General features: G+C 45.3%; 18 protein-coding genes. 10 read left to right on the plus strand and 8 right to left on the minus strand.

Features of this window, described 5'->3' with window-relative positions:
• Positions 1 to 150: 150 nt before the first annotated feature.
• Genes MUK70_RS14885 through MUK70_RS14895 form a run of 3 tightly spaced genes read left to right on the plus strand, consistent with a single transcriptional unit; the run spans position 151 to position 3,381 of the window.
• Entirely contained in the window at positions 151 to 1,245 is a 1,095-nt protein-coding gene (locus MUK70_RS14885) for a phage tail-like protein (RefSeq protein WP_234653337.1), read from the plus strand.
• A 30-nt stretch (positions 1,246 to 1,275) separates the two neighbouring features.
• On the plus strand, positions 1,276 to 2,331 hold the full coding sequence (locus MUK70_RS14890; protein ID WP_234653339.1) for a phage tail-like protein: 1,056 nt from the start codon (positions 1,276 to 1,278) through the stop codon (positions 2,329 to 2,331).
• A 42-nt stretch (positions 2,332 to 2,373) separates the two neighbouring features.
• Positions 2,374 to 3,381, plus strand: a complete 1,008-nt coding sequence (locus MUK70_RS14895; protein ID WP_234653341.1) for a T9SS type A sorting domain-containing protein — start codon at positions 2,374 to 2,376, stop codon at positions 3,379 to 3,381.
• Positions 3,382 to 3,384: 3 nt separating this feature from the next.
• Here the strand turns inward: MUK70_RS14895 and MUK70_RS14900 are convergent, their stop codons facing one another.
• Positions 3,385 to 4,062 (minus strand): response regulator transcription factor, encoded by a 678-nt coding sequence (locus MUK70_RS14900; protein WP_234653343.1) that lies wholly within the window; start codon positions 4,060 to 4,062, stop codon positions 3,385 to 3,387.
• A gap of 3 nt (positions 4,063 to 4,065) precedes the next feature.
• Entirely contained in the window at positions 4,066 to 5,457 is a 1,392-nt protein-coding gene (locus MUK70_RS14905) for a sensor histidine kinase (RefSeq protein WP_234653345.1), read from the minus strand.
• 122 nt (positions 5,458 to 5,579) lie between these two features.
• On the opposite strand from MUK70_RS14905, the gene MUK70_RS14910 reads away from it, so the two are divergent.
• On the plus strand, positions 5,580 to 6,365 hold the full coding sequence (locus MUK70_RS14910) for a GLPGLI family protein (protein ID WP_234653347.1): 786 nt from the start codon (positions 5,580 to 5,582) through the stop codon (positions 6,363 to 6,365).
• An 8-nt stretch (positions 6,366 to 6,373) separates the two neighbouring features.
• Positions 6,374 to 9,136 carry a TonB-dependent receptor gene (locus MUK70_RS14915; protein WP_234653349.1) on the plus strand — a complete coding sequence of 921 codons (2,763 nt, stop codon included), beginning with the start codon at positions 6,374 to 6,376 and terminating at the stop codon, positions 9,134 to 9,136.
• On the opposite strand, the gene MUK70_RS14920 is transcribed toward MUK70_RS14915, so the two are convergent.
• Positions 9,133 to 9,756 carry an START domain-containing protein gene (locus tag MUK70_RS14920; protein WP_234653350.1) on the minus strand — a complete coding sequence of 208 codons (624 nt, stop codon included), beginning with the start codon at positions 9,754 to 9,756 and terminating at the stop codon, positions 9,133 to 9,135. The two genes, MUK70_RS14915 and MUK70_RS14920, sit on opposite strands and share 4 nt — an antisense overlap.
• A gap of 376 nt (positions 9,757 to 10,132) precedes the next feature.
• Here MUK70_RS14920 and MUK70_RS14925 point away from each other — a divergent pair, with 376 nt between their 5' ends.
• Both MUK70_RS14925 and MUK70_RS14930 read left to right on the plus strand, forming a co-directional pair.
• Complete coding sequence (locus MUK70_RS14925) at positions 10,133 to 10,780, plus strand: 2'-5' RNA ligase family protein (RefSeq protein WP_234606493.1); 648 nt, start codon at positions 10,133 to 10,135, stop codon at positions 10,778 to 10,780.
• A gap of 170 nt (positions 10,781 to 10,950) precedes the next feature.
• Entirely contained in the window at positions 10,951 to 12,819 is a 1,869-nt protein-coding gene (locus tag MUK70_RS14930; protein WP_234653352.1) for a gamma-glutamyltransferase family protein, read from the plus strand.
• Here MUK70_RS14930 and MUK70_RS14935 read toward each other — a convergent pair.
• The 5 genes from MUK70_RS14935 to MUK70_RS14955 all read right to left on the minus strand — a co-directional run bounded on the left by MUK70_RS14935 (position 12,801) and on the right by MUK70_RS14955 (position 16,565).
• Positions 12,801 to 13,631 carry a GNAT family N-acetyltransferase gene (locus MUK70_RS14935; protein WP_234653354.1) on the minus strand — a complete coding sequence of 277 codons (831 nt, stop codon included), beginning with the start codon at positions 13,629 to 13,631 and terminating at the stop codon, positions 12,801 to 12,803. The two genes, MUK70_RS14930 and MUK70_RS14935, sit on opposite strands and share 19 nt — an antisense overlap.
• A 291-nt stretch (positions 13,632 to 13,922) precedes the next feature.
• On the minus strand, positions 13,923 to 14,360 hold the full coding sequence (locus MUK70_RS14940; RefSeq protein WP_234653357.1) for an SRPBCC domain-containing protein: 438 nt from the start codon (positions 14,358 to 14,360) through the stop codon (positions 13,923 to 13,925).
• A 134-nt stretch (positions 14,361 to 14,494) separates the two neighbouring features.
• Positions 14,495 to 15,307 (minus strand): helix-turn-helix transcriptional regulator, encoded by an 813-nt coding sequence (locus MUK70_RS14945; protein WP_234653359.1) that lies wholly within the window; start codon positions 15,305 to 15,307, stop codon positions 14,495 to 14,497.
• 173 nt (positions 15,308 to 15,480) lie between these two features.
• Complete coding sequence (locus MUK70_RS14950) at positions 15,481 to 15,864, minus strand: hypothetical protein (protein ID WP_234653361.1); 384 nt, start codon at positions 15,862 to 15,864, stop codon at positions 15,481 to 15,483.
• A gap of 137 nt (positions 15,865 to 16,001) precedes the next feature.
• Positions 16,002 to 16,565 (minus strand): SDR family oxidoreductase, encoded by a 564-nt coding sequence (locus MUK70_RS14955; protein ID WP_234653363.1) that lies wholly within the window; start codon positions 16,563 to 16,565, stop codon positions 16,002 to 16,004.
• Positions 16,566 to 16,685: 120 nt separating this feature from the next.
• Here MUK70_RS14955 and MUK70_RS14960 point away from each other — a divergent pair, with 120 nt between their 5' ends.
• From MUK70_RS14960 to MUK70_RS14970, 3 genes are all read left to right on the plus strand, one after another.
• Positions 16,686 to 17,489 (plus strand): LuxR C-terminal-related transcriptional regulator, encoded by an 804-nt coding sequence (locus tag MUK70_RS14960; RefSeq protein ID WP_234653365.1) that lies wholly within the window; start codon positions 16,686 to 16,688, stop codon positions 17,487 to 17,489.
• A gap of 77 nt (positions 17,490 to 17,566) precedes the next feature.
• On the plus strand, positions 17,567 to 18,865 hold the full coding sequence (locus tag MUK70_RS14965; RefSeq protein WP_234653367.1) for an NCS2 family permease: 1,299 nt from the start codon (positions 17,567 to 17,569) through the stop codon (positions 18,863 to 18,865).
• Positions 18,866 to 18,869: 4 nt separating this feature from the next.
• The gene (locus tag MUK70_RS14970) at positions 18,870 to 19,676 is read left to right on the plus strand and encodes a 5'-methylthioadenosine/adenosylhomocysteine nucleosidase (protein ID WP_234653368.1); all 807 of its coding nucleotides are present in this window, start codon (positions 18,870 to 18,872) and stop codon (positions 19,674 to 19,676) included.
• Positions 19,677 to 19,681: the final 5 nt, after the last annotated feature.

Consider the following 19,681-nt stretch of genomic DNA (forward strand, 5'->3'; position numbering starts at 1 on the left):
ATTGAATGAAGTAAAAGAAACGCTTTTGCCGATTAATAACTCAAACCCACTCCTGGCACATTAGATAGTTTAACAAAGCAAGATCTGCGCAATTTTTATCTAACGCATTAAAGAAATGCGTCATTTCAACTTTGTAAACCTTGCTATGTTATGAAGAAAACCTTTCTACTTTTTGCCCTGCTGTGGTTTCAGCAAAAGCTATTTGCGCAGACCGTCGGGAATGTGGGGATCGGCACTTATTACCCCAATCCAAGTGCTGCGCTGGATATTCATGCAACGAATAAGGGCGTGCTGCTGCCTCGGGTTTTTTTGCAATCGACGACGGATGCCGGGGCAGTTGCCAACCCGGAGCATGGATTGCTTATCTTCAACACGAATCCTGGATTACCGGACAAAACAGGGTTTTATTTTAACCTTGGGACGCCAGATAGTCCGTCCTGGAAAAACGTGGAACGGAATCTGACGTTGCCATTTATTCAGGTGGAGACAAGCCCCGTGTCACTTTTTTCGGTTGAAAATACATCGACAACTGCCACCGCCGCAGCCATTGGAGGGTTTTCTTCCACGGGCCATGCTGTTGCTGGTGTTTCTTCAAACGGGACAGCCGTTTTCGGAGGCAGCTCAGGAACAGGAATGGGAGTTTTTGCATCTTCCTTAAATTCCTTAGCGTTAAATGTGAATGGGAAAATGAAGATCAGTGGTGGCACTATGCAACCGGGCCTTGGGAAAGTGCTAACTTCTGACGGCGACGGCAACGCTTCGTGGCAAATGCCGATCAACGAATTTGATAATGTATTTAATGGATTTCATGCCACTGGTGTTTCAGGCGGTGGAAATCAGAATATGTCGGAAAGCACCTTCGTTAAGGTAGCTTTTGCAAGTCAAAAATATGATATAGGTGCCAATTATAACGATATTAATATAGCGCCACACAGTTCCTTTATTGCTCCCAAAAATGGAATATATCATTTTGACGTTATGATTAGATGGGAGAGACCGGAAACAGACGACGCCTTCACCCCAACTATAAAACTGGTGCGAATAAGGAATGGTGTCACCACTGAATTATCGGAGAACAGGGTCCTTTCGACAGACGAATCTCACACATCACACATCGTTTTGGATTGCCAATTGCAACCAAGTGATGTCATAAATGTAATCGCCAGAGCCTACGGCCCTCAGGTTGCCCTATCCATGTCTGACCGGGATGCAAACTTTACCGGACACCTTGCAATAGAACTTTAACAGATCACTTACCTTATATACGTTAACGCTATGAAATTTCTAGTTACCTCGTTAATAATAGTTTTACTATGGCAAAGCGCAAACGCACAAAGTGTGGGCATTAATACGAACACTCCTGATGCAAGTTCCGTACTTGACATTAACAGCTTAAATAAAGGAGTGTTATTACCGAAAGTTTCCTTGGAATCAACTACGGATAAATTTACAGTGCCCGATCCTGCACATGCCCTTCTCTTATATAATATAAATACTCAAATTGGACCGGAAGGATTTTACTACAATTCAGGTGACAAGAATAATCCCTTATGGCGACTGGTCGGTACAAGGCTTAATCTTCCGTTCAGCCAGAGCAGCAGTAGCGGTGGCGCACTATTCTTTATTGAAAATTCAAGCAATGAAGCAAATGCAATAGCCATCTCTGGGCTGTCTCAAAAGATAGGGGTAAGAGGCTCGTCTGAATCCGGCACCGGTGTATCAGGTACCAGTAATTATGGCATTGGTGTACACGCGTCAAGTACAACTGGATTAGCCCTGAATGTTAATGGAAAACTAAAAATTGCCGGTAACGGGCAAGCACCAGGTCAAGGCAAACTACTAACCTCGGACGCAAATGGCAATGCCTCGTGGCAAGCCCCGGCTATAAATTTAATAGCCTTTTCCGAGACCGGGATAGATGGTGAGGGAAATATCAACTCAACTCAAGGATTAACGCCTGTTAAAGTGAATTTTGGCAGCGTCGCTTACAACCTCGGCGGTGCATATAATGGGGTAGCTAATGTTTTCACAGCACCACACAACGGAATTTATCATTTTGACGCAATGATAGAATGGAAGCATCCAGACTCTGATTATACATTCAATCCTGGGTTTAGATTGATCAGGAGTCGAAACAATATTGAAACAGAAATTGCTTTTGACTTCGCATTTAACGCAGCATTTAGGCATACATCGGTTATTACAGTTGACTGTGAATTGCAGCAGGGTGATCAAGTTTTTGTGACCGGAAGATCAGGAAAAAATGGCATCGAGCTGGAAAGTTCCAACTCCACAGCCCATTTCAATGGTAGACTGTTGCAGAAGCTTTGATGCCTAGCATATTCAATTCACCTAGTTAATCATCATTCGTTTATGAAAACAAAATACATATTTCTTACACTGCTTGCATGTGGGTTCGCTTCGTTTCCTGCACAGGCCCAGCTTAAAACCGGAAACAATAGCTTTTATATTTCTCCCGGAACAGTGGTAACGGTAAGTGCATTATCACTGACTCCTACGGAAGGGACTAATTTGAACAATAATGAAATAACGCATTCCAGCGAGCCGGTTGTTGGTAAACCAACCGGGAGTATAAATCGCGTTTATAAACTTGCGAATCCGTTTTCATTTAAGGGACAAGTGCTGATAAACTACCTGGAATCGGAGTTGAATGGAAATTCTGAGGATATGCTGCAAATAGCTAGTGCCGGAGCGAATGAGGTTTATCAGATTCCAACCAACAAGAGCTCGGCCGATCCGATATTAGATAATGTACACGAAACGGGTGAATGGACAAATGTCAGTTTCATCACAGCGACTTCATCCGGAAGCGTGTTGCCGGTTAGGCTTGTGGATTTTGTGGCTGCTCAAAGGGAAGACGACATTGTGCTGACTTGGAGTACTTCGTTTGAGGCAAACAGCGATTTCTTTGAGATACAACATAGCACAGATGGAAAAAACTGGCTGGCGTTGGGAACGGTAAAATCAAATGGCGACAGCAAAATCGAGCGTACATATTCCTACGTACACGAGCGACCGTTAGCATCAGTGCATTATTACCGTTTAAGAATGGTCGATAATGACGGAAGTTATGCATTCAGCCGAATCAGAGACATCCGGCTGGAAAATAACCTTTCGATTGCGTTCCATCCAAATCCGGTGGCGGACTTACTAACAATTGAAATGCCAAATGCACAGCAATTAGACCATATCAAAATCATCAATAAATCCGGGAAAGTGGTTTATGAGGCAAATAAAACTCAGTTTCAACAGCTGCGAGACAATGCGATTAGTCTAAAACAGCTTACCGCAGGTATTTATGTGATACAAGTTCGGGATCAGGATGGGACGTTGCATTCGTCAAAGCTGATCAAAAACTAATGTTTAAACAATCAACTTGTAACCAATCCCCCGGATATTAATGATCTGAATTTGAGGATCATCCATTAAGTGACGGCGCAGCTTGGTAATGAAAACATCAAGGCTGCGTCCGTTAAAAAAGGAGTCGTCTCCCCAGAGTTCCAGGAGGACTGCATTCCGCTCCAAAACTTGGTTGCGTTGCTCATAAAGCCTGCGCAGAAGCTCGGATTCACGATGCGATAAAAGGAAATCCCTGCCTTCTAACACCAGCTTTTGTCTGGCGGGATCGAACTGATAACGGCCGATTTGAAAAACGGAAGGAGCAGCTTCAGCCATTACTGGTTTGCGGCGTAACAAAGCGTGTATCCGTACAACAAGTTCATCCAGACTGAACGGCTTTTTCAAATAATCATTTCCCCCGAGCTCAAATCCTTTTACCACATCGGCAGTCTGCGAGCGGGATGTAAGGAACATGATCGGCGTTTCGGAATTGAACTTTCGGATATGACGGGCCAGGGTGAAACCGTCCATTTCCGGCATCATTACGTCGGCAACGACAATGTCCGGATTAAATTCGCTGAACATCGCAAGCCCTTCACAGCCGTTCATAGCATGAATGACATTGAAACCGCGCACTTGCAAGCTGTCGCTCACGATCATTCCCAAAGCTGGCTCATCTTCGATTAGTAAAACTGTTGACATATTTTAAAACTCTAAAATGAACTTACTGCCCTTTTCCAACTCACTGGAAACGCGGATCTTGCCGCCATGCCGCTGCATAACTTGTTGTACATAAGCTAATCCCAGTCCAAATCCCTTTACCTGGTGCAGGTCCCCGGTCGGCACGCGAAAGAAACGTTCAAAAATAGCCCCGTGATAGGCTTTGGGAATGCCGATCCCATTGTCACAAATGATCAAGCGCCAGTTATCGGCTTCTCTTTTGTAACACATTGAAATCCTAACCTGATCATATGAATAATTGATCGCATTGTCTATTAGATTATTAAGCGCATTGCTAAAATGCATGCTATCAACACATACAACGGCTTCGGCAGGGATGTCTGTGTCGAAATAAATAAGTTTCTGCGCTTTAAGCTGATGGTTATCGACCAGTTCCTGCACCATTACTGCAAGACTAACCGGCTCACGATTCAATGTAAGTTCGCGCTTTTCATCAACGGCGAGATTCAACACTTTTTCCACCATAGCTGCAAGGTGCTGTAAATTATGGTGAGAAATTTGCAAGTAAGCTTGCGCTTTCCCTGGATCATTTATTGCCCCGAAATGCATTAGCGCGTCGACCGCCGCTGTAACCGTTGCGATCGGCGTTTTGAGCTCATGCGTCATGTTATTGATGAAATCATTTTTTATTTCTGAAAGTTTTTTTTGCCTGAGAATGGTTGTGAGCATGAAGATAAAACAGCTGGAAGTAAGCATCAGCAAGAACATTGAACTACCTAATAACCAGGCCATTTGCCGTAACAAATAAGAGAAAGGGGAAAGGAATGTTGCTTTTACAAACTGGTTTTTTATCGGATTTATCGGCATAGCGACCGTGCTCAGTCCGCTGCCATCCTCCACTGCAACTTCTTCACTGTTAAAAATATAAACATTGTCTTCTTTCTTTTTGGGTTTAATAGTAAGCGTATCCAATGTAAAATCAGTCGAGATGCCTCTTCTGGCCATTTCGGCACGATAGATCTTTTTGAATTTTGTAAGGTCCAACAGCCCGCCTTTCGTCCAGCCTAGCATTAATTTATTAGAAAGTCGCTTCGCTAATGTATCAGCAGGTGTGTCGGACGAGGTGAAGAACATACTTGCACGGCGGCTATCCGGTGTCCGGAATTTTTTGATGATCATCCGGGACCGCTCAACACCGTTCACATCACCCATTTTCTCATGGTCCTTTCCAAACATATGGTCCGCGTCTGCAAGTTGTTGCGCTTCCACAACCTGGAACATTGCGTTTTGTGCGGTTTGGATAAACTGCTGCTTATTAAGCCGGTAAGTCGTCCAAAGCCAATATCCCTGAAATGCATTGATCGCGACGATGCAGCAGGTCATCAACCAAAAAATAGAGCGGATACGCAGTTTCATATTGCAAATCTAAATGCTCATAATCAGCTTTTTATGCAGTTAACACTATTTAACACTAGATAGCAGTCGATTACAAAGTGTGTGTTCAACTTTGATGGGTCAAAACAAAACTGGTAACGCTCATGAAAACACGTTTTAAATCGATCTTCCTTTCCGGCTTGCTGCTCACCGGCACATTTTCAGCATTCGCTCAGTCTTCGGGACACATCAGCTATGAAGTTGTAAGGAAAACAGACCCTTCCGGCATGCGGATCATGATTAATGGTGAGCAGGTTAAGCCTGGCGATCCAAACTTTCCAGCGGACGTACCAGATACGCGGACTTTCGGCCAAAAAGTCACTTTTTCCGGAAATTTTGCCAAAGAGAGCCGGGATGAGCAAAACGCGGTGGTGAGAACATTTGTCCAGGGCGGCGGCGGCCCGCCCCGAACTACGAATATGGGTCGTCCTTTCGAAGAGCAAACGTTTCTGGATTTCGTCAATTTGAAAACAATAACACAACTCACTGTTGGAAAAGCAAAAGAAGCAAAAACCTATCAGGCCGAAACGCCGGTCAAGCGTACAACTGGCTGGCAAAGTTCTGAGCAAACCAGGAAAATAGCGGGTTACAATTGCAAAAAGGCAACAGTTCCGTTTAAAAATGAGACATACACGGTGTGGTTTACAACTGAGCTGCCCTTGACTTACTCCCCTATCCCCGATTTGATGCCAGAAAAAGGAGTTGTGCTGCTTATTGAAGGCAGCGGAGAACAATTTAAGGCATCCAAGGTAAGTCTTCATGTGGTAGACGACAGGGAGGTTACACCCACCGAAGGTGCTGAGCATGTAGCCGCCGAGAAACTGGCAGACCTTAGACAAAAGGCAGTGGCTGACTTTCAGCAGCAGTTGATGACCCGGGAACGCAATTGATTGACAACATGAGATGTTCAATTTTTGGGATATCATTATTGCTTATCTCCACTTCGGTATTTGGGCAGAAAGTCACGGGCAAATCTGAGATTTTCGGTGTGGTGGTGGACTCGGTGAGCAGGAAGCCGATGCGTGCTGCTACCATCTCGTTATTGTCCGCGAAAGATTCGTCCTATGTGGATGCGACAGTAACCGATGGCGACGGCCGGTTCCTGGTCCGTAATGTGCCGCAAGGAAATTATCGTTTGCTCGCGACGTTTATAGGTTACCGGAATGCGTCAGCGCCGGTTTCTGTAAATACTTTAAATGCTGCATTGGACACGATTAGCATGGTGCAGCAGGCAAATGTGCTGGACGAAATGATTGTTAAAGAGGAGGCACCACCGGTGCGGATCAGGCAGGACACTATTGAGTTCAACGCCAATTCCTTTAAGACGCAACCGAATGCGCAGGTCGAAGCGTTGCTGCGGAAGCTTCCCGGCGTCGAAGTTGCGCGGGATGGCTCTGTCAAAGCAAATGGACAAGCTGTAACCCAGGTGCTTGTGGATGGGAAACCGTTTTTTGGCAATGACCCGAAAATGGCAACCCGCAACCTGCCGGCCGATATTATCGACAAAGTCCAGCTGTATGAGCAGTCATCCGACCAATCGCAATTTTCGGGAATGGACGATGGAAACCGCCAGAATACAATCAATCTGACCATTAAAAAGGATATGGGGAAAGGATATTTCGGACAAAATTCGCTTGGCGCCGGAAATGGCCTCAACGAAGGATCTGAACGTTATCAGGGACGCTTGAGCGTGAACCGTTTCAATAACCATGACGGCGGGCAAACCCGTCAGCTATCTGTTGTTGGCCAGGCGAATAACCTTAATCAGCAGAACTTTTCCATGACTGGTGACAATGGTGAGGTTCAGATTAATGGTAATGCCGGGCCGCCGGGCAACCAGATGCCGACTAACATTATTGAAACAAAAGCCGGCGGGATCAATTACAGAAGCGATGGCGCCAAGCCAAAATGGGGCAAGAGGGCGGAAATCGCTGCAAGTTATTTTGCCAATCAGACCATTACGACGACAGATCAGGAAAGTCGCCGCATTAATGTGCTTCCAGACCGCTCGTTTGTGACCGATCAGTATAACTATTCCAAAAATAAACGGACAAACCAACGTTTCAACGGGCGGTTTGACTGGCAGCTGGACTCGCTGACAAGCATCCGGATCACTCCGAATATTTCCTGGCAAAACACTGATTACAAAAGCATTGCTAACAGCTCATCCTACCTGAACAATGGTGATTCACTGAATTCCGGAAATACAGTCTATGATTCCGATGGCAATAGGATGAATGGTTTCAATAACCTTTTGCTGATGCGAAAACTAAACAAACCAGGCAGAACATTATCAGCGAACCTAAACACGACGTTGAACAATGGCAAAGCCGACTCCTATAACCGATCTGTGATCAGTTTTTCCGGTTCTGACTCAACAAATGCAGATGTGAAACGCATAGATCAACAAAGCTTTCAAAATAATTATTCACTCGAAAATATGCTTTCGTTGTCGTTTACCGAGCGGATATCTTTGAACAAAAAGCTGGAAATACGATATGCATACGGTGATGCGAGGAACCGTCTTGGAAGGGAAGTTTGGGAAAAGCAGGAAAAAACCGGCCAATATATTCATCCCAATATGCTGCTAAGCAACCGGTCCGGCAGCGGCTTTGCAACCCATAAAATAGGTTCCGCTTTGCAGACGAGCCGTTTGAAATACAGTTTTTCCGTAGGTTTCGACCTACAAGCGTCGATGCTCAGCCTTAAAAATCGAAGCGTTGATTCCAGTTCCTCCCGAAAGTATTTCCATGTTTTACCAAATGCGCTGCTAAATTTCGCTATCGCGGGAAACCAAAGCATACGATTGCAATACAGGAGCAGGCTCACCCCACCGTCCATTACCCAACTGCAACCGGTTCCCGACAACAGTAACCCACTGAATATCAGCATTGGAAATCCGCGATTGGACCCCACATATCTCAACAATGTCGTGCTGACGTACAACAGTTCGTACAATGCGGGAAGAGAAAGCATATTTTTAAGCACGACCTTTAACCAAAGTAACAATTACATTACCTCCGCTACGCGCGTCACAGAAAACGGAGCACAACTAACCCAACCAGTCAATGCGGGCGGTTACTGGGTTTCAAATAGTTTCTTGTCGCTTGGCAAGACCATTCCGGCGATTCAAATGTCTGTTACTGTGAGTGCGAACAGCAATTTAACGCAGGTGAATAGTTTGGTCAATAGTCAGACCAATCGCTCCCGGGTCGTTTCGCTCGGCAGCGGGCTGGGCATTCAGTCGACCGGGGATAGCAAACTTGATTTCGGACTAACCGTCAGGATCAGCTATCAGACCGCAAAATATTCGCTTTTATCAAAACAAAACACAGCGTTCTGGTCGCCCTATGCCACTGGTGACGTGAACTGGCAGCTCCCTTTTAACTGGGTGGTTGCCAGCGATGTAACGTATCATGCGACAACCGGTCGTACTGCCGCTTATAATCAGCAATTTGTGCTCTGGAATGTAACGTTTGCCAAAAAATTTATGAAGGGTAAAGAAGGAGAAGTCCGTTGGCAGATATTCGATTTACTGAACCAAAACCGCAGTCTCATACGCAACACAGCAGAAACTTTTATTGAAGATGTCCAAAGCAAGGTCCTGAAACGATATTTCCTGATCAGCTTTGTGTACAATCTTCGGAAATTCGGCATTTAATGGCCGTTTGTTTGCTTATATTTTCCGGTTTGCAACTCCTTTCTCATTGCCGTAAAGCTTATAATTGGCCCCTGGCAAGCGAAATGGTTAACCACCCAGGCCGGAAGCAGGCCGCCGGGATCAACCTGTAGGGTGTAATCCAGCTTTACATGTCTTTTGTCCAGAGGAATGATTCGCCAGACATTGGATGAATGGGTAATGCGTACTTTACCATTTTTTGGAGAAACGAAACCAGGCACTGCGGGGGCATTAACCGTCACAATCTTGGTTGCCGGATCTTGAAAAACTTCCATATGCGTTACAAAATCCCTGTTTTCCAATGGCCACGGCAATGACACCTCGGTATAATAATACAGTTCAGTTGGAGACACTTTTCTGATCAGTGAACATTGCTTTGTATGACAGACCCAATGCTCAGCCGCTTTTACATCCAGCAGCAGAGCAACAACCTCTTGGACAGTGGCTTCAACGACACATTCCGCCTTCAGTGCTTTGATTTTAGAATCGGAAACTGTTTTGGCATACACCTTTATCCCCTCCTTTTCAGCGGCTAATTTCCAATCCGGCTGGCCAAGGACCGGGTAGTAAAGCAGGAAAAAAATGGTGATTGCCTTGTTCATAACAATGCAAAAATGACATTTTGAACCTTCCCTCCTCAACCAAAAAATGACCAATCGCTATAATGCACGGATCAACTGACGGAAAACCGTTTTCGAATGACGAATGAGCACCACCCTGTCACCACTTATCCGATCCACCCGTATTTTAATCACCCTGATCCACCTATGCCCACATACAATGAAGCATATCGGATTTTTAAGAAAAAACCCAACACTTGTTTCGTACCGATATAGGCCTTTTTAAGCTACCTAGGCTACAAAACTGGCCCTGTCAATGCTTTATGAAAAATATTTCAGATATTTTTAGTGTCAAATGTTTGATATTTAAAATAACAATATTATTTTTACATCAGGATTACACTTCATCAACATAAATATGAAACGGGTTCACATCAACAACAACCATTGGAATACACTGGCCAGCATTAGGCACCACATGTATGAATATCTGTTGGTATTTTCATGTGATAAGGTTACAGAAGCTTTGCTTCATAATGTCAAGCGGTATTTCGAAGAGAATTACGGCTGTGCATATGCCGCTAACCTGGTGCCTCACCTGACGCTCTTTAAATGCACGATTCACGAAAACAAAGTGGACCGTATTATCCAAGGGTTTGAGAAAGTGGCCCGTCATGCATCTCCATTATCTATTTCGCTTACACAGTTTAAAAAGTACGAATACGGCACGTTCTATGTTGACTTGGAAACAGGCGCATCGGATCAGGTTCTGGATTTGGCTAAAAGGCTGAAAATGGAAGTTGGCAATCATGTGCGGCAATGGGCGCCGGGAGAGAATCATTTCTGTGACGATCCGCACTTTACCATCGCCAGGAACATGAGTGCTTTGCAAACTGCAAAGGCAGCAATAGACTGGCTTTACCGCGAGTTTTTGGCTACTTTCCAGGCGAGCGAAATGATCTTGCTCAGAAGATCGCTGATCACGGGTTCTAAATACGAGCAAATCGCAACATTTCCGCTTCTTGGTCTTCCCGGAGGCAGTTATACCCAAGGTTCATTGTTTTGAATGTTTGTTTCATGGCGCGAAGGGTGTCGTGCCATGAACAACATTCAATGCGGATGATTGAAACAAAAATACAAAAGGGCGCGGCTCAGCAAAGAGTAATGTTTAAATTGCGTAGAGGATAATGTAGTGATTACAGATCACCGTTAGCCGAAACCTGAACCAGCTACCTGATGAAAATAAATTTTCTTTTCAAATCATTCGCCCTGACCGTCATCTCGTTTGCAGCGAATAGCCAGTCTTTTAATAACTTTCCGGTCACCACGCAGAAGCCGCCTTTGCATGCGAAACATTGGATCGGCATTACGGGTAAACCGATGGCCGCAACAGCGGGTGCAATGATTTTTAGTAAGGGAGGAAATGCGATTGATGCCTCTTGTGCTATGTTGGCAGCGACCTGCACAATGTGGGATGTATTAAGCTGGGGCGGTGAAACCCAGGCTTTGATTTACAACCCGAAAACAAAAAAAGTGATTGCCATCAATGCAATGGGCGTAGCTCCAACCGGCGCGACGGCTGCGTTTTTCAAAAATAAAGGCATGAAATATCCGCCGGAATATGGTCCTCTCGCGGCAACTACGCCCGGAACGGCCGGCGGATTAATGACAATGCTTGCGGAATATGGTTCCATGTCACTGAAAGAAGTGCTCGCGCCAGCCATGCAGCTGGCAGAAGGATATCCGATCGAAGCGCAAACTGCCAATGCCATTGAAAGGGATAAAGGCGAAATAAAAAAATGGCCATACTCGACCAAAATATTTTTACCCCATCTCGGATCCAAGCGCGAGGCTCCTGACGCTGGTGAGATATTTGTTCAAAAGGATTTGCTGGCAACGCTCCAAAAACTGGTAGACACAGAGCAGGAAGCATTAAAAAAAGGCAAAAACAGAAAAGAGGCGATTTATGCCGCTTACGACCGTTTTTACAAAGGGGACATTGCCAAGGAAATTGCAAGAGGCACCCAGGAACAGGGCGGCCTGATCACGGAACAGGATATGGCAAACTGGAAAGTTAAAATTGAAGAACCGCTGATGACTTCTTACAGGGGCATCGATGTTTATAAAATGCAGCAATGGACACAAGGACCGGTTTTGCTGCAAACATTAAACATGCTGGAAAACTTCGATCTGAAAAGTATGGGTTACAATTCGTCCCGTTATGTGCATACTTTGTACCAGGCGATGAACCTGGCCTTTGCAGACCGTGATTTTTACTATGGCGATCCTGCTTTTGCCCCGGAAGAACCGATGAAAGGTTTGCTTTCCAAAGAATATGCAAAGGAAAGGATCAAGCAAATCAATTGGGAAACGAATGATGCCAAGGCTCTTCAGGGAGATCCCTATCCATTTGAAGGCAAGAAAAATCCTTACGCCGATCAGATTAGGTCCTGGGGAAACTTCCACGCTTCGCTCAACCGCAATGCGAACGGACTGAATGAAAAGTATATGGAAGAATTTACAGCCGGGACCACTTCCGTTGAAGCAGCGGACGAAGAAGGCTGGGTGGTGAGCATTACGCCTAGTGGCGGTTGGGTGCCCGCTTGCATTGCAGGTAATACAGGCGTGGGATTAAGCCAACGTATGCAGTCATTCGTTCTGGATCCAAAAGAAAATCCGTTCAATGTTGTGGAGCCGGGGAAACGCCCCAGGGTAACATTGACACCAAGCCTTGCACTTAAAGATGGAAAGCCATTCCTCTCCTTTGCCAAACAAGCTGGCGACGAGCAGGATCAGCTGCTGCTTCAATTCTTTTTGAATGTTGTGGAATTTGGAATGACCGTTCAGGAAGCAACCGAGGCGCCAAGCTTCAAAACTTTGCAAATGTATGCGAGTTTTGGTGCTCATGAAAAGGAACCGGGTGGCCTGATCCTGAACCAGGCCATGCCGGACTGGTCAAGAAAGGAACTTTCAAGAATGGGATATAAGCTTTATTATCAGCCAAGAACAAGCGGTCCCATTAACGCCATATACTTTGATTGGCAGCATAAAAGTTTCTGGGGCGGGTCCAGTAATCATGGGGAAGATTACGGCATTGGCTGGTGATCACGGTCAATGATCCGCATCATTCCAAATGTTGGTGAAAAATGAACCTGCTGATAGAATGGAGCGAGATGTTCGGACGAGAATAATGTCACCATGGCTTTGTTCGCTGCGTTTTTATCCAGCCAGCGCGAGAGTTCCTGCATGATTGCAGTGCCAACGCGTTTTCCTTGCCAGTCGGGGTGGACCATAACGTCTTTTACATAATAGAAACTAAACCCGTCGCCAAGCAGTAAAGCGCAGCCGATGACGTCGCCATTGTCCTCGTTTTCTGCTATAATGACCGTTTGCATGAAATCAAGCTGTGCCTGCAACATGGCATCGGTTGCCTTGTTAGACCAACCCACGGCTTCGAATAAGTTACGATACTGAACCACGGTTGGCTTTTTCACCAGGATTCTAACGTTGTCCGGTAGTTTTTCTGAATGCCCTTTTTTGTAGTTTGTCGGAGCAGCGAAAGTGACATAGTAACCATTGTTGTCCTTGACAACATATTCGGTAAGCCCGTAAACCTGTTTTGAAAGCGGCATGGTAATCTCGGCCTTGTTCTCCTGGTGAATTTCATAAAGGCGGTCAATGTTACGCACACGAATCCAGATTGAATGCCCATGCCGGAGGGCAGCCAGTGCAGGGTCATGTGAAAATTGGATAAACGCGCCATGCCACGAAACGCCACCGTGCGTTGGCGGATCGCCCCAGGTCCATTGGTTCGGGAAGCCCAGCACTTCCTGCCAGTATTTGATGGTCCCAGTCACGTTATAGACTGCAAGAACCGGTTCTGCATGGGAAAAGGAAGGTTGTTCACGATCATCCATGATTGTTCAAATAGATTTGGGCTGACACTCGTTTTTTGTCTGATTTCCAATACAATGATAACATTTTTGGGCGCATTAAGGGCCGGAGGAGTCAAAAGAAAAGGAGTGAATTTCTTAGCTTTGAAATGACAAGGCAATGCCTGGCCCGGAAAAACGCTTCCCGGGTCAGGCTGACCGTTTCGTGATTCTGGAAATAAAAATCAGCACAGAGCGGCAAACTGGAATGCTGCCCAGAATACATTCTCTTACGCTGTTAATGAGCTGAAAGTTTTATTTCATGGCTAACGGATTCTATTTGATAAACAGCTTTTGCAATGCTGGCAAAACTATTATATCCCAACCGGCTGCGAGGTGTCCGTTTCGCTTCGCATCACCGTTAAAATTTTCGATCGTGGTTACCAGTTCTGTTGAGTTATCCCCTTTCGCTGACAGATCGTAAGAAATATGCAAATAATTTTCCTCCGTATCTGCCAGCTCGAAATTGGGATCGAATGAAGTGTATTTCAATCTTTTGCCTTCATCAAATTCAAGGATCACTCCCCTTTCTCCGCTTTCATAACCCTCATAATTCCCCTTCCAGACAATCGGACTTCCTATCTTCCAATCCGAATTCACTTCACAATTGAACATAAACTGCTTCGTTTTCTTCGGGTTCACCAGAGCGTCCCATACTTCGGAGATGCTCGCGGGAAGCGTTAGTTTTCTGATAATGATACTTTCATTGTTCATGGTGGATATAATATTTATGTCGTTAACGAATCAATTCCAGTTGGTCAAGCCCCTGATAACCAAATTTTAGTTTACAAAACTATCGGGGCTTTCATCAGAAAAATAGTAAAAACCCGACATCCGCTGATATTATTTCAGGCCTTCTCAATCAAAAATGACGCGCTTTCTTCACCCAGCTTTTGCATGGAAAGGAATGTGTTGGGCGTAAACCCGGAGAAGCTCTTGAACTCTTTGATAAAGTGCGAATGGTCGGCATAGTTCAAGTCGTAGGCAATGTCCGAAAGATTATGAAATTGTGCACGCTTGATCATGTCGAGTGCTTTTTCGAATCTGGTAATGCGTAAGAATGTCTTGGGTGAAACACCAACTGAAGCTTTAAACTTGCGCTCTAAATGTCTTTCTGAAATGCGGTATTTTTTGAGCCACAAACTCACAAGCCATTCGTCCGAAACATCCTGATCGAACACGCAGTCGTTCACCAAATGATCCTCGTTCCCATATCTTTGTAACTTTTGGATCAGAAAATGGTTGAGTATAGCAATACGCTCCTGGTGATTGCGACCATCTTGCAATCTGAGGGGCAGATCGGCCGGGCAAAAATTGATCAGGTCCGGCATCTGGTTTGTCAGTTCGAATGCGTCTACATTAAAAAACAATTTCAGCGCCTGCGGATAAAAACTGATCCCAAGGTGAGCGTATTTGCCGTTGACAATGTAGTTGGTGTCGGCCGTAGCGATGCCAGTCAGGAATGTGGCCGGCAAACATTCTCCATTGGCAGTTTGGATTTTGCGATGACCATCCAAATCCTGGAATATCAGCCTCGGATAACGGTCTGCGAAAATCTTGATGATTTTGCTAAAATCCGTACTTTCCTGATAATCGATCGACCAAAAATAGCGAACGTATTTGCTGAGCACGTGCGGAGCTGGGAAAACCTGATATCTCATTTCTTCAAAATCTTATTTTCAAATGGCTAAAATCCTGTCAGTCAAGCCCTCATGTGGGTTACCCATAACTGACGAAATAAGAATCAGGTTCCTGGCTGGAAAAAAATTTTGATAGCGTGTCAAATGCCGTTTTACCTGGCTCAGATAACGCATCTTACTATACGCAAATCAAATTATTTGATGACCGATATTTGCTTCACACCAGCAGTTTGAAGATAAGCCATTGCCGCAACCCATAATGCTACGGCCGCTATCATCAAATAGCCAATAAGTGATAAATTGAACATTTGAAACAAAATAACGGTAAAACTGGCAACCACCCAAAGCGTATCCAGCACGATAATAAACCGGACTGCGCCTGCGTTGATCGGATTTTTGATCCCAGCGGCAAACACCAGCGTCGCAAAGACAGCCAGGAAAATGCCGGTTTCAACAAATGGAACCGTACTTTTGATCTCAAAAAGTCCGGCAAAGAAATCAGGGAAGAAGATCAGCCCCAGCCCCGTTGCACCTGAACTTACCGCATTAAGAAGCAATACATTTTTCAGCGTTTTCATGTTGTTAATTGTTTAGATGAATGATCGATTTGACTGATACAAATGTAAAATTCATCCCCCGCCGGGGGGTTACCAACAAACGCCAATGCGTTATCATTTCATGACACGCCCTGCACACCGTAAAATGATTTGCTTACTTAAAATGTAAAAACCGGCTCCGTCCTGGGAACTTCAACCGTGAAATTTTTAATGATCAATCCTGTTTCCTTCCATTGGCTATTTAAAAATTCGGCATAATGCAGGTTATAATTCACCAAAGCCTCCTGCCAGGGCTGCATCGGAGCGGCGCAGCACCAGAATTGCATAACTAACGCGTGGCCATGCAAAAGCAGGTTAGGCAGCAGCTGGTGCAGATACAATGTCCCGGCTGCGTGATTTACCTTTAATTTGATGTCAAGCTGGTGAATATCGTAGTCTTCCAGCTTCTGCTCAAAGCCTATTTCAGCAAAATTGAAAAGCATATCTACCTCATAATGCATATTAATATAGTCACAGACAGCAATGATATCCTGCGTCGAGGCATCATCCGTCTGGAAATACTGCACATGTACGTCCGCGTGCTTTCTTATTTTTTGACTCAATGATTCTAGTGCCGGAAGCTCCTTTCCCAGCAGGATCAAATGTCTCTTTTGCATGGCCAGTTCCATGGCGGCCGCGCTTCCCCAAAGCGTATCTGCGCTCCTGATGACAGAAAAATTCATAGTTTATTCAAAAAAAGCCCAGCAAGGTTTAAGGTAAACACGGTTGAAGTTGTCATACCTGTGCAAACCAGTGCTATCCAATACGTTCCAAAACCTTTTACAAATAAAGGCAGCTTCAAAATGAAACGAAATACTGATTTATCATTACAACGACAGCCCGTAACCGATGTGGACCGCCTTAAAGATGCCTCCGGCGTTTGTACCGATAAGCCTTTTCATTTTGATGGATCAGAGCAGGAAATTCTGGAAAAGCAACTGGCTATGATCCGTACTATGGCCCAGCTGAGCAGCAGTGGAGTTACGGTTTACGACATGCAGAATAATATCCATATTTTCACTTCCAAACAGTTTTACAGGATTTACGGATATGAAATCGGTGCGCAGCAAATCAACATTAAAAACGAGATCTACGACAGCAAAATCCATCCCGATGATCTGGAAGAGCTGAAAAAGAATGGCTCCAACGCCATGAATTTCATTATGAGCGTGCCGCCCGAAACCAGGAAACATTATAAAATGGTGAGTGAATACCGGATCCGGGCAGACAATGAAAAATATGTGCAGGTTATTGAACAACAGCAAATTTTGGAACAGGATGCGCTGGGCAACATTTGGCTTTCATTAGGCGTAATTGACATTTCCCCCAATCAGACAGATGTGCAAGGCGTGAAATATCAGATCAATAATTTTCACACAGGCGAGCTTATCCAACTTGCCGAAACCGGCGAAACATCCGGCCTGACGGAACGGGAAAAAGAAGTGCTCAAAATGATCAGCGCAGGAAAACTGAGTAAGGAAATCGGCTGGTCGCTGCAAATCAGTGTGCATACGGTCAACACCCACCGGCAGCGCATTCTCGGAAAGCTTCGGGTCGATAACTCCATCGAGGCCGTGAACATTGCCAAACGAAATGGCCTGATCTGATAGCGCAGCGAATTAGTCCACCGTTCCATTTTTTAAAACAAAGCGTAATCAATATCTTTGAAATAAACAGATACGCTATGTTTTCCGCTGCTGAATTAAAGAAAAACAACACTTCATTCTCAACCGAAATTCTCGCGGGAATCTCTTCTTTTTTAGCGACTGCTTACATTATCGTTGTCAATCCTTCCATATTAAGTCAGACCGGCATGCCGTTTTCGGCAGTGCTTACGGCCACGATCCTGGTCGCATTTTTCAGCAGTCTGATGATGGGCTTGTATGCAAACAATCCAATCCTCGTTGCGCCGGGAATGGGGCTGAATGCTTTCTTTACATTCACAGCCGTCTTTACCGAAAAACTGAGCTGGCAGGTTGCGCTGGGGACCGTGTTCTGGTCGGGTGTTTTCTTTCTCTTATTGTCGCTTTTTAATGTCAGGGCATACATTGTTAAGGCCATTCCGAAATCCTTGCGGTTTGCAATCGCGGCGGGTATCGGTCTGTTTATCACATTAATAGGCTTTGCGAATGCCAAATTTATCGTTGCGCATCCGGCGACCATGGTTGGTCTGGGTAAGCTAAATGCGCCGGCTCTCACATTTGCGGCCGGACTGCTTATTACCGTCGTTTTATTGATCAGAAATATAAAAGGCAGCATCCTCATCGGCATTGTGCTCACGAGCTTACTTGCCTGGCCTATCGGCAGATGGTGGGGCGGAACCGAGACCATTGTAAACATTGACAATATGATCTCAATGCCCGATTTCAGCCTCCTTTTTCAACTTGATCTTGTCAATTCACTTCAATGGAGCCTCGCCCCGATCATACTTGCATTCGTTTTCACAGACATGTTCGACAGCCTCTCCACATTCGTCGGACTGGCCGAAGCAGCTGATCTGTTAGACGAAACCGGCGAGCCGAAAAATATCAAACGGTCCCTCATTACCGACGCGTTTTCGACAACCATAGCCGGATTAGTGGGAAGCAGTCCGGGAACGGCCTACATTGAATCCGCTGTGGGCATAGAACAAGGTGGGAAAACCGGTCTTACTGCTGTCGCAGGCGCAATTTTATTCCTGCCATTTCTGTTTTTATCACCATTGCTCAGCGCCATACCAACCATTGCAACTGCGCCGGCGCTTGTTCTCGTCGGCGTTTTCATGATGAAACCGGTTGTGAAGATCAATTGGGGAAACCTGAGCGAAGCCTTTCCTGCATTTTTTGCCATGGTGCTCATTCCGTTCACCTACTCCATTACGCAAGGGATTATCTGGGGATTTCTGAGCTGGACGGCATTGCATATTGCCACTGGAAAGATACGCGAGATTAGTCTTGCGTTATGGATCATTGACATTTTCGCCGTTTTGGCACTCATTCTTTAATTTTATGAAAAAATCACTCCTGTTAGTCTTCTTTTTATTTGCTCAAATCAACGGCCTTCTAGCCCAGAATGTGACCGGCATACTCGGTGCTTTTCCGCCTGAACTGGTGCTGCTCCAAAGCAAAATGGAGGACAAAAAAGACACCATTATCCAGCAAATCCGCTTCACGAGGGGAAAACTGAATGGTCGTCAGATCGTTTTGGCGCAAACCGGGATCGGTAAAGTAAATGCTGCGATCACCACCACGATCATGATAGAGCATTTCAAACCAAGGGAAATCGTTTTCTCCGGCATTGCCGGTGGCATTGACCCTGCCCTGCACCCAGGCGACATTGTGATCGGCACGCACGTCACTTATCATGACTACGGCATGGCAGAAGACAGCGGAATGCAATATTGGTCTACCAAAAATCCTGCAACAATGCTGGAAAACCCGAGATCATTCGTTTGCGACAGCGCCCTGGTAACGAAAGCATTAGCTGTCTCGAAAAATCTAACATTTTCCAAAATCAAACGCGAAAACGGCAGTTTCGAACCGGCTGTAAAAAAAGGCGTCATTGTTACCGGCGATGTATTTGTTTCTTCTGAAATCATAACACAGCGCCTCCGCAAAGAACTCAATGCCGCTGCAACGGAAATGGAAGGTGCCGCTATTGCCCAAACCTGTTACCAGCAAAATACGCCTTTCCTGATCATCCGCAGCCTCAGCGACAAAGCGAATAACAAAGCGCAAAACGACATTATGGCATTTTACGACATCGCCGCCCATAACGCGGCAACTCTGGTCATGGCCGTTGTCGGAAAAATGTGAAACAT

Origin of the sequence: Dyadobacter chenwenxiniae (assembly GCF_022869785.1) — a bacterium.
GTDB classification, from domain to species: Bacteria; Bacteroidota; Bacteroidia; order Cytophagales; family Spirosomataceae; genus Dyadobacter; species Dyadobacter chenwenxiniae.

Excerpts from the sequence above, each read along its gene's own strand:
- MUK70_RS14885 (WP_234653337.1), top strand. The coding sequence starts at position 151 with ATGAAGAAAACCTTTCTACTTTTTGCCCTGCTGTGGTTTCAGCAAAAG.
- MUK70_RS14890 (WP_234653339.1), top strand. The coding sequence starts at position 1,276 with ATGAAATTTCTAGTTACCTCGTTAATAATAGTTTTACTATGGCAAAGC.
- MUK70_RS14895 (WP_234653341.1), top strand. The coding sequence starts at position 2,374 with ATGAAAACAAAATACATATTTCTTACACTGCTTGCATGTGGGTTCGCT.
- MUK70_RS14900 (WP_234653343.1), bottom strand. The coding sequence starts at position 4,062 with ATGTCAACAGTTTTACTAATCGAAGATGAGCCAGCTTTGGGAATGATC.
- MUK70_RS14905 (WP_234653345.1), bottom strand. The coding sequence starts at position 5,457 with ATGAAACTGCGTATCCGCTCTATTTTTTGGTTGATGACCTGCTGCATC.
- MUK70_RS14910 (WP_234653347.1), top strand. The coding sequence starts at position 5,580 with ATGAAAACACGTTTTAAATCGATCTTCCTTTCCGGCTTGCTGCTCACC.
- MUK70_RS14915 (WP_234653349.1), top strand. The coding sequence starts at position 6,374 with ATGAGATGTTCAATTTTTGGGATATCATTATTGCTTATCTCCACTTCG.
- MUK70_RS14920 (WP_234653350.1), bottom strand. The coding sequence starts at position 9,756 with ATGAACAAGGCAATCACCATTTTTTTCCTGCTTTACTACCCGGTCCTT.
- MUK70_RS14925 (WP_234606493.1), top strand. The coding sequence starts at position 10,133 with ATGAAACGGGTTCACATCAACAACAACCATTGGAATACACTGGCCAGC.
- MUK70_RS14930 (WP_234653352.1), top strand. The coding sequence starts at position 10,951 with ATGAAAATAAATTTTCTTTTCAAATCATTCGCCCTGACCGTCATCTCG.
- MUK70_RS14935 (WP_234653354.1), bottom strand. The coding sequence starts at position 13,631 with ATGGATGATCGTGAACAACCTTCCTTTTCCCATGCAGAACCGGTTCTT.
- MUK70_RS14940 (WP_234653357.1), bottom strand. The coding sequence starts at position 14,360 with ATGAACAATGAAAGTATCATTATCAGAAAACTAACGCTTCCCGCGAGC.
- MUK70_RS14945 (WP_234653359.1), bottom strand. The coding sequence starts at position 15,307 with ATGAGATATCAGGTTTTCCCAGCTCCGCACGTGCTCAGCAAATACGTT.
- MUK70_RS14950 (WP_234653361.1), bottom strand. The coding sequence starts at position 15,864 with ATGAAAACGCTGAAAAATGTATTGCTTCTTAATGCGGTAAGTTCAGGT.
- MUK70_RS14955 (WP_234653363.1), bottom strand. The coding sequence starts at position 16,565 with ATGAATTTTTCTGTCATCAGGAGCGCAGATACGCTTTGGGGAAGCGCG.
- MUK70_RS14960 (WP_234653365.1), top strand. The coding sequence starts at position 16,686 with ATGAAACGAAATACTGATTTATCATTACAACGACAGCCCGTAACCGAT.
- MUK70_RS14965 (WP_234653367.1), top strand. The coding sequence starts at position 17,567 with ATGTTTTCCGCTGCTGAATTAAAGAAAAACAACACTTCATTCTCAACC.
- MUK70_RS14970 (WP_234653368.1), top strand. The coding sequence starts at position 18,870 with ATGAAAAAATCACTCCTGTTAGTCTTCTTTTTATTTGCTCAAATCAAC.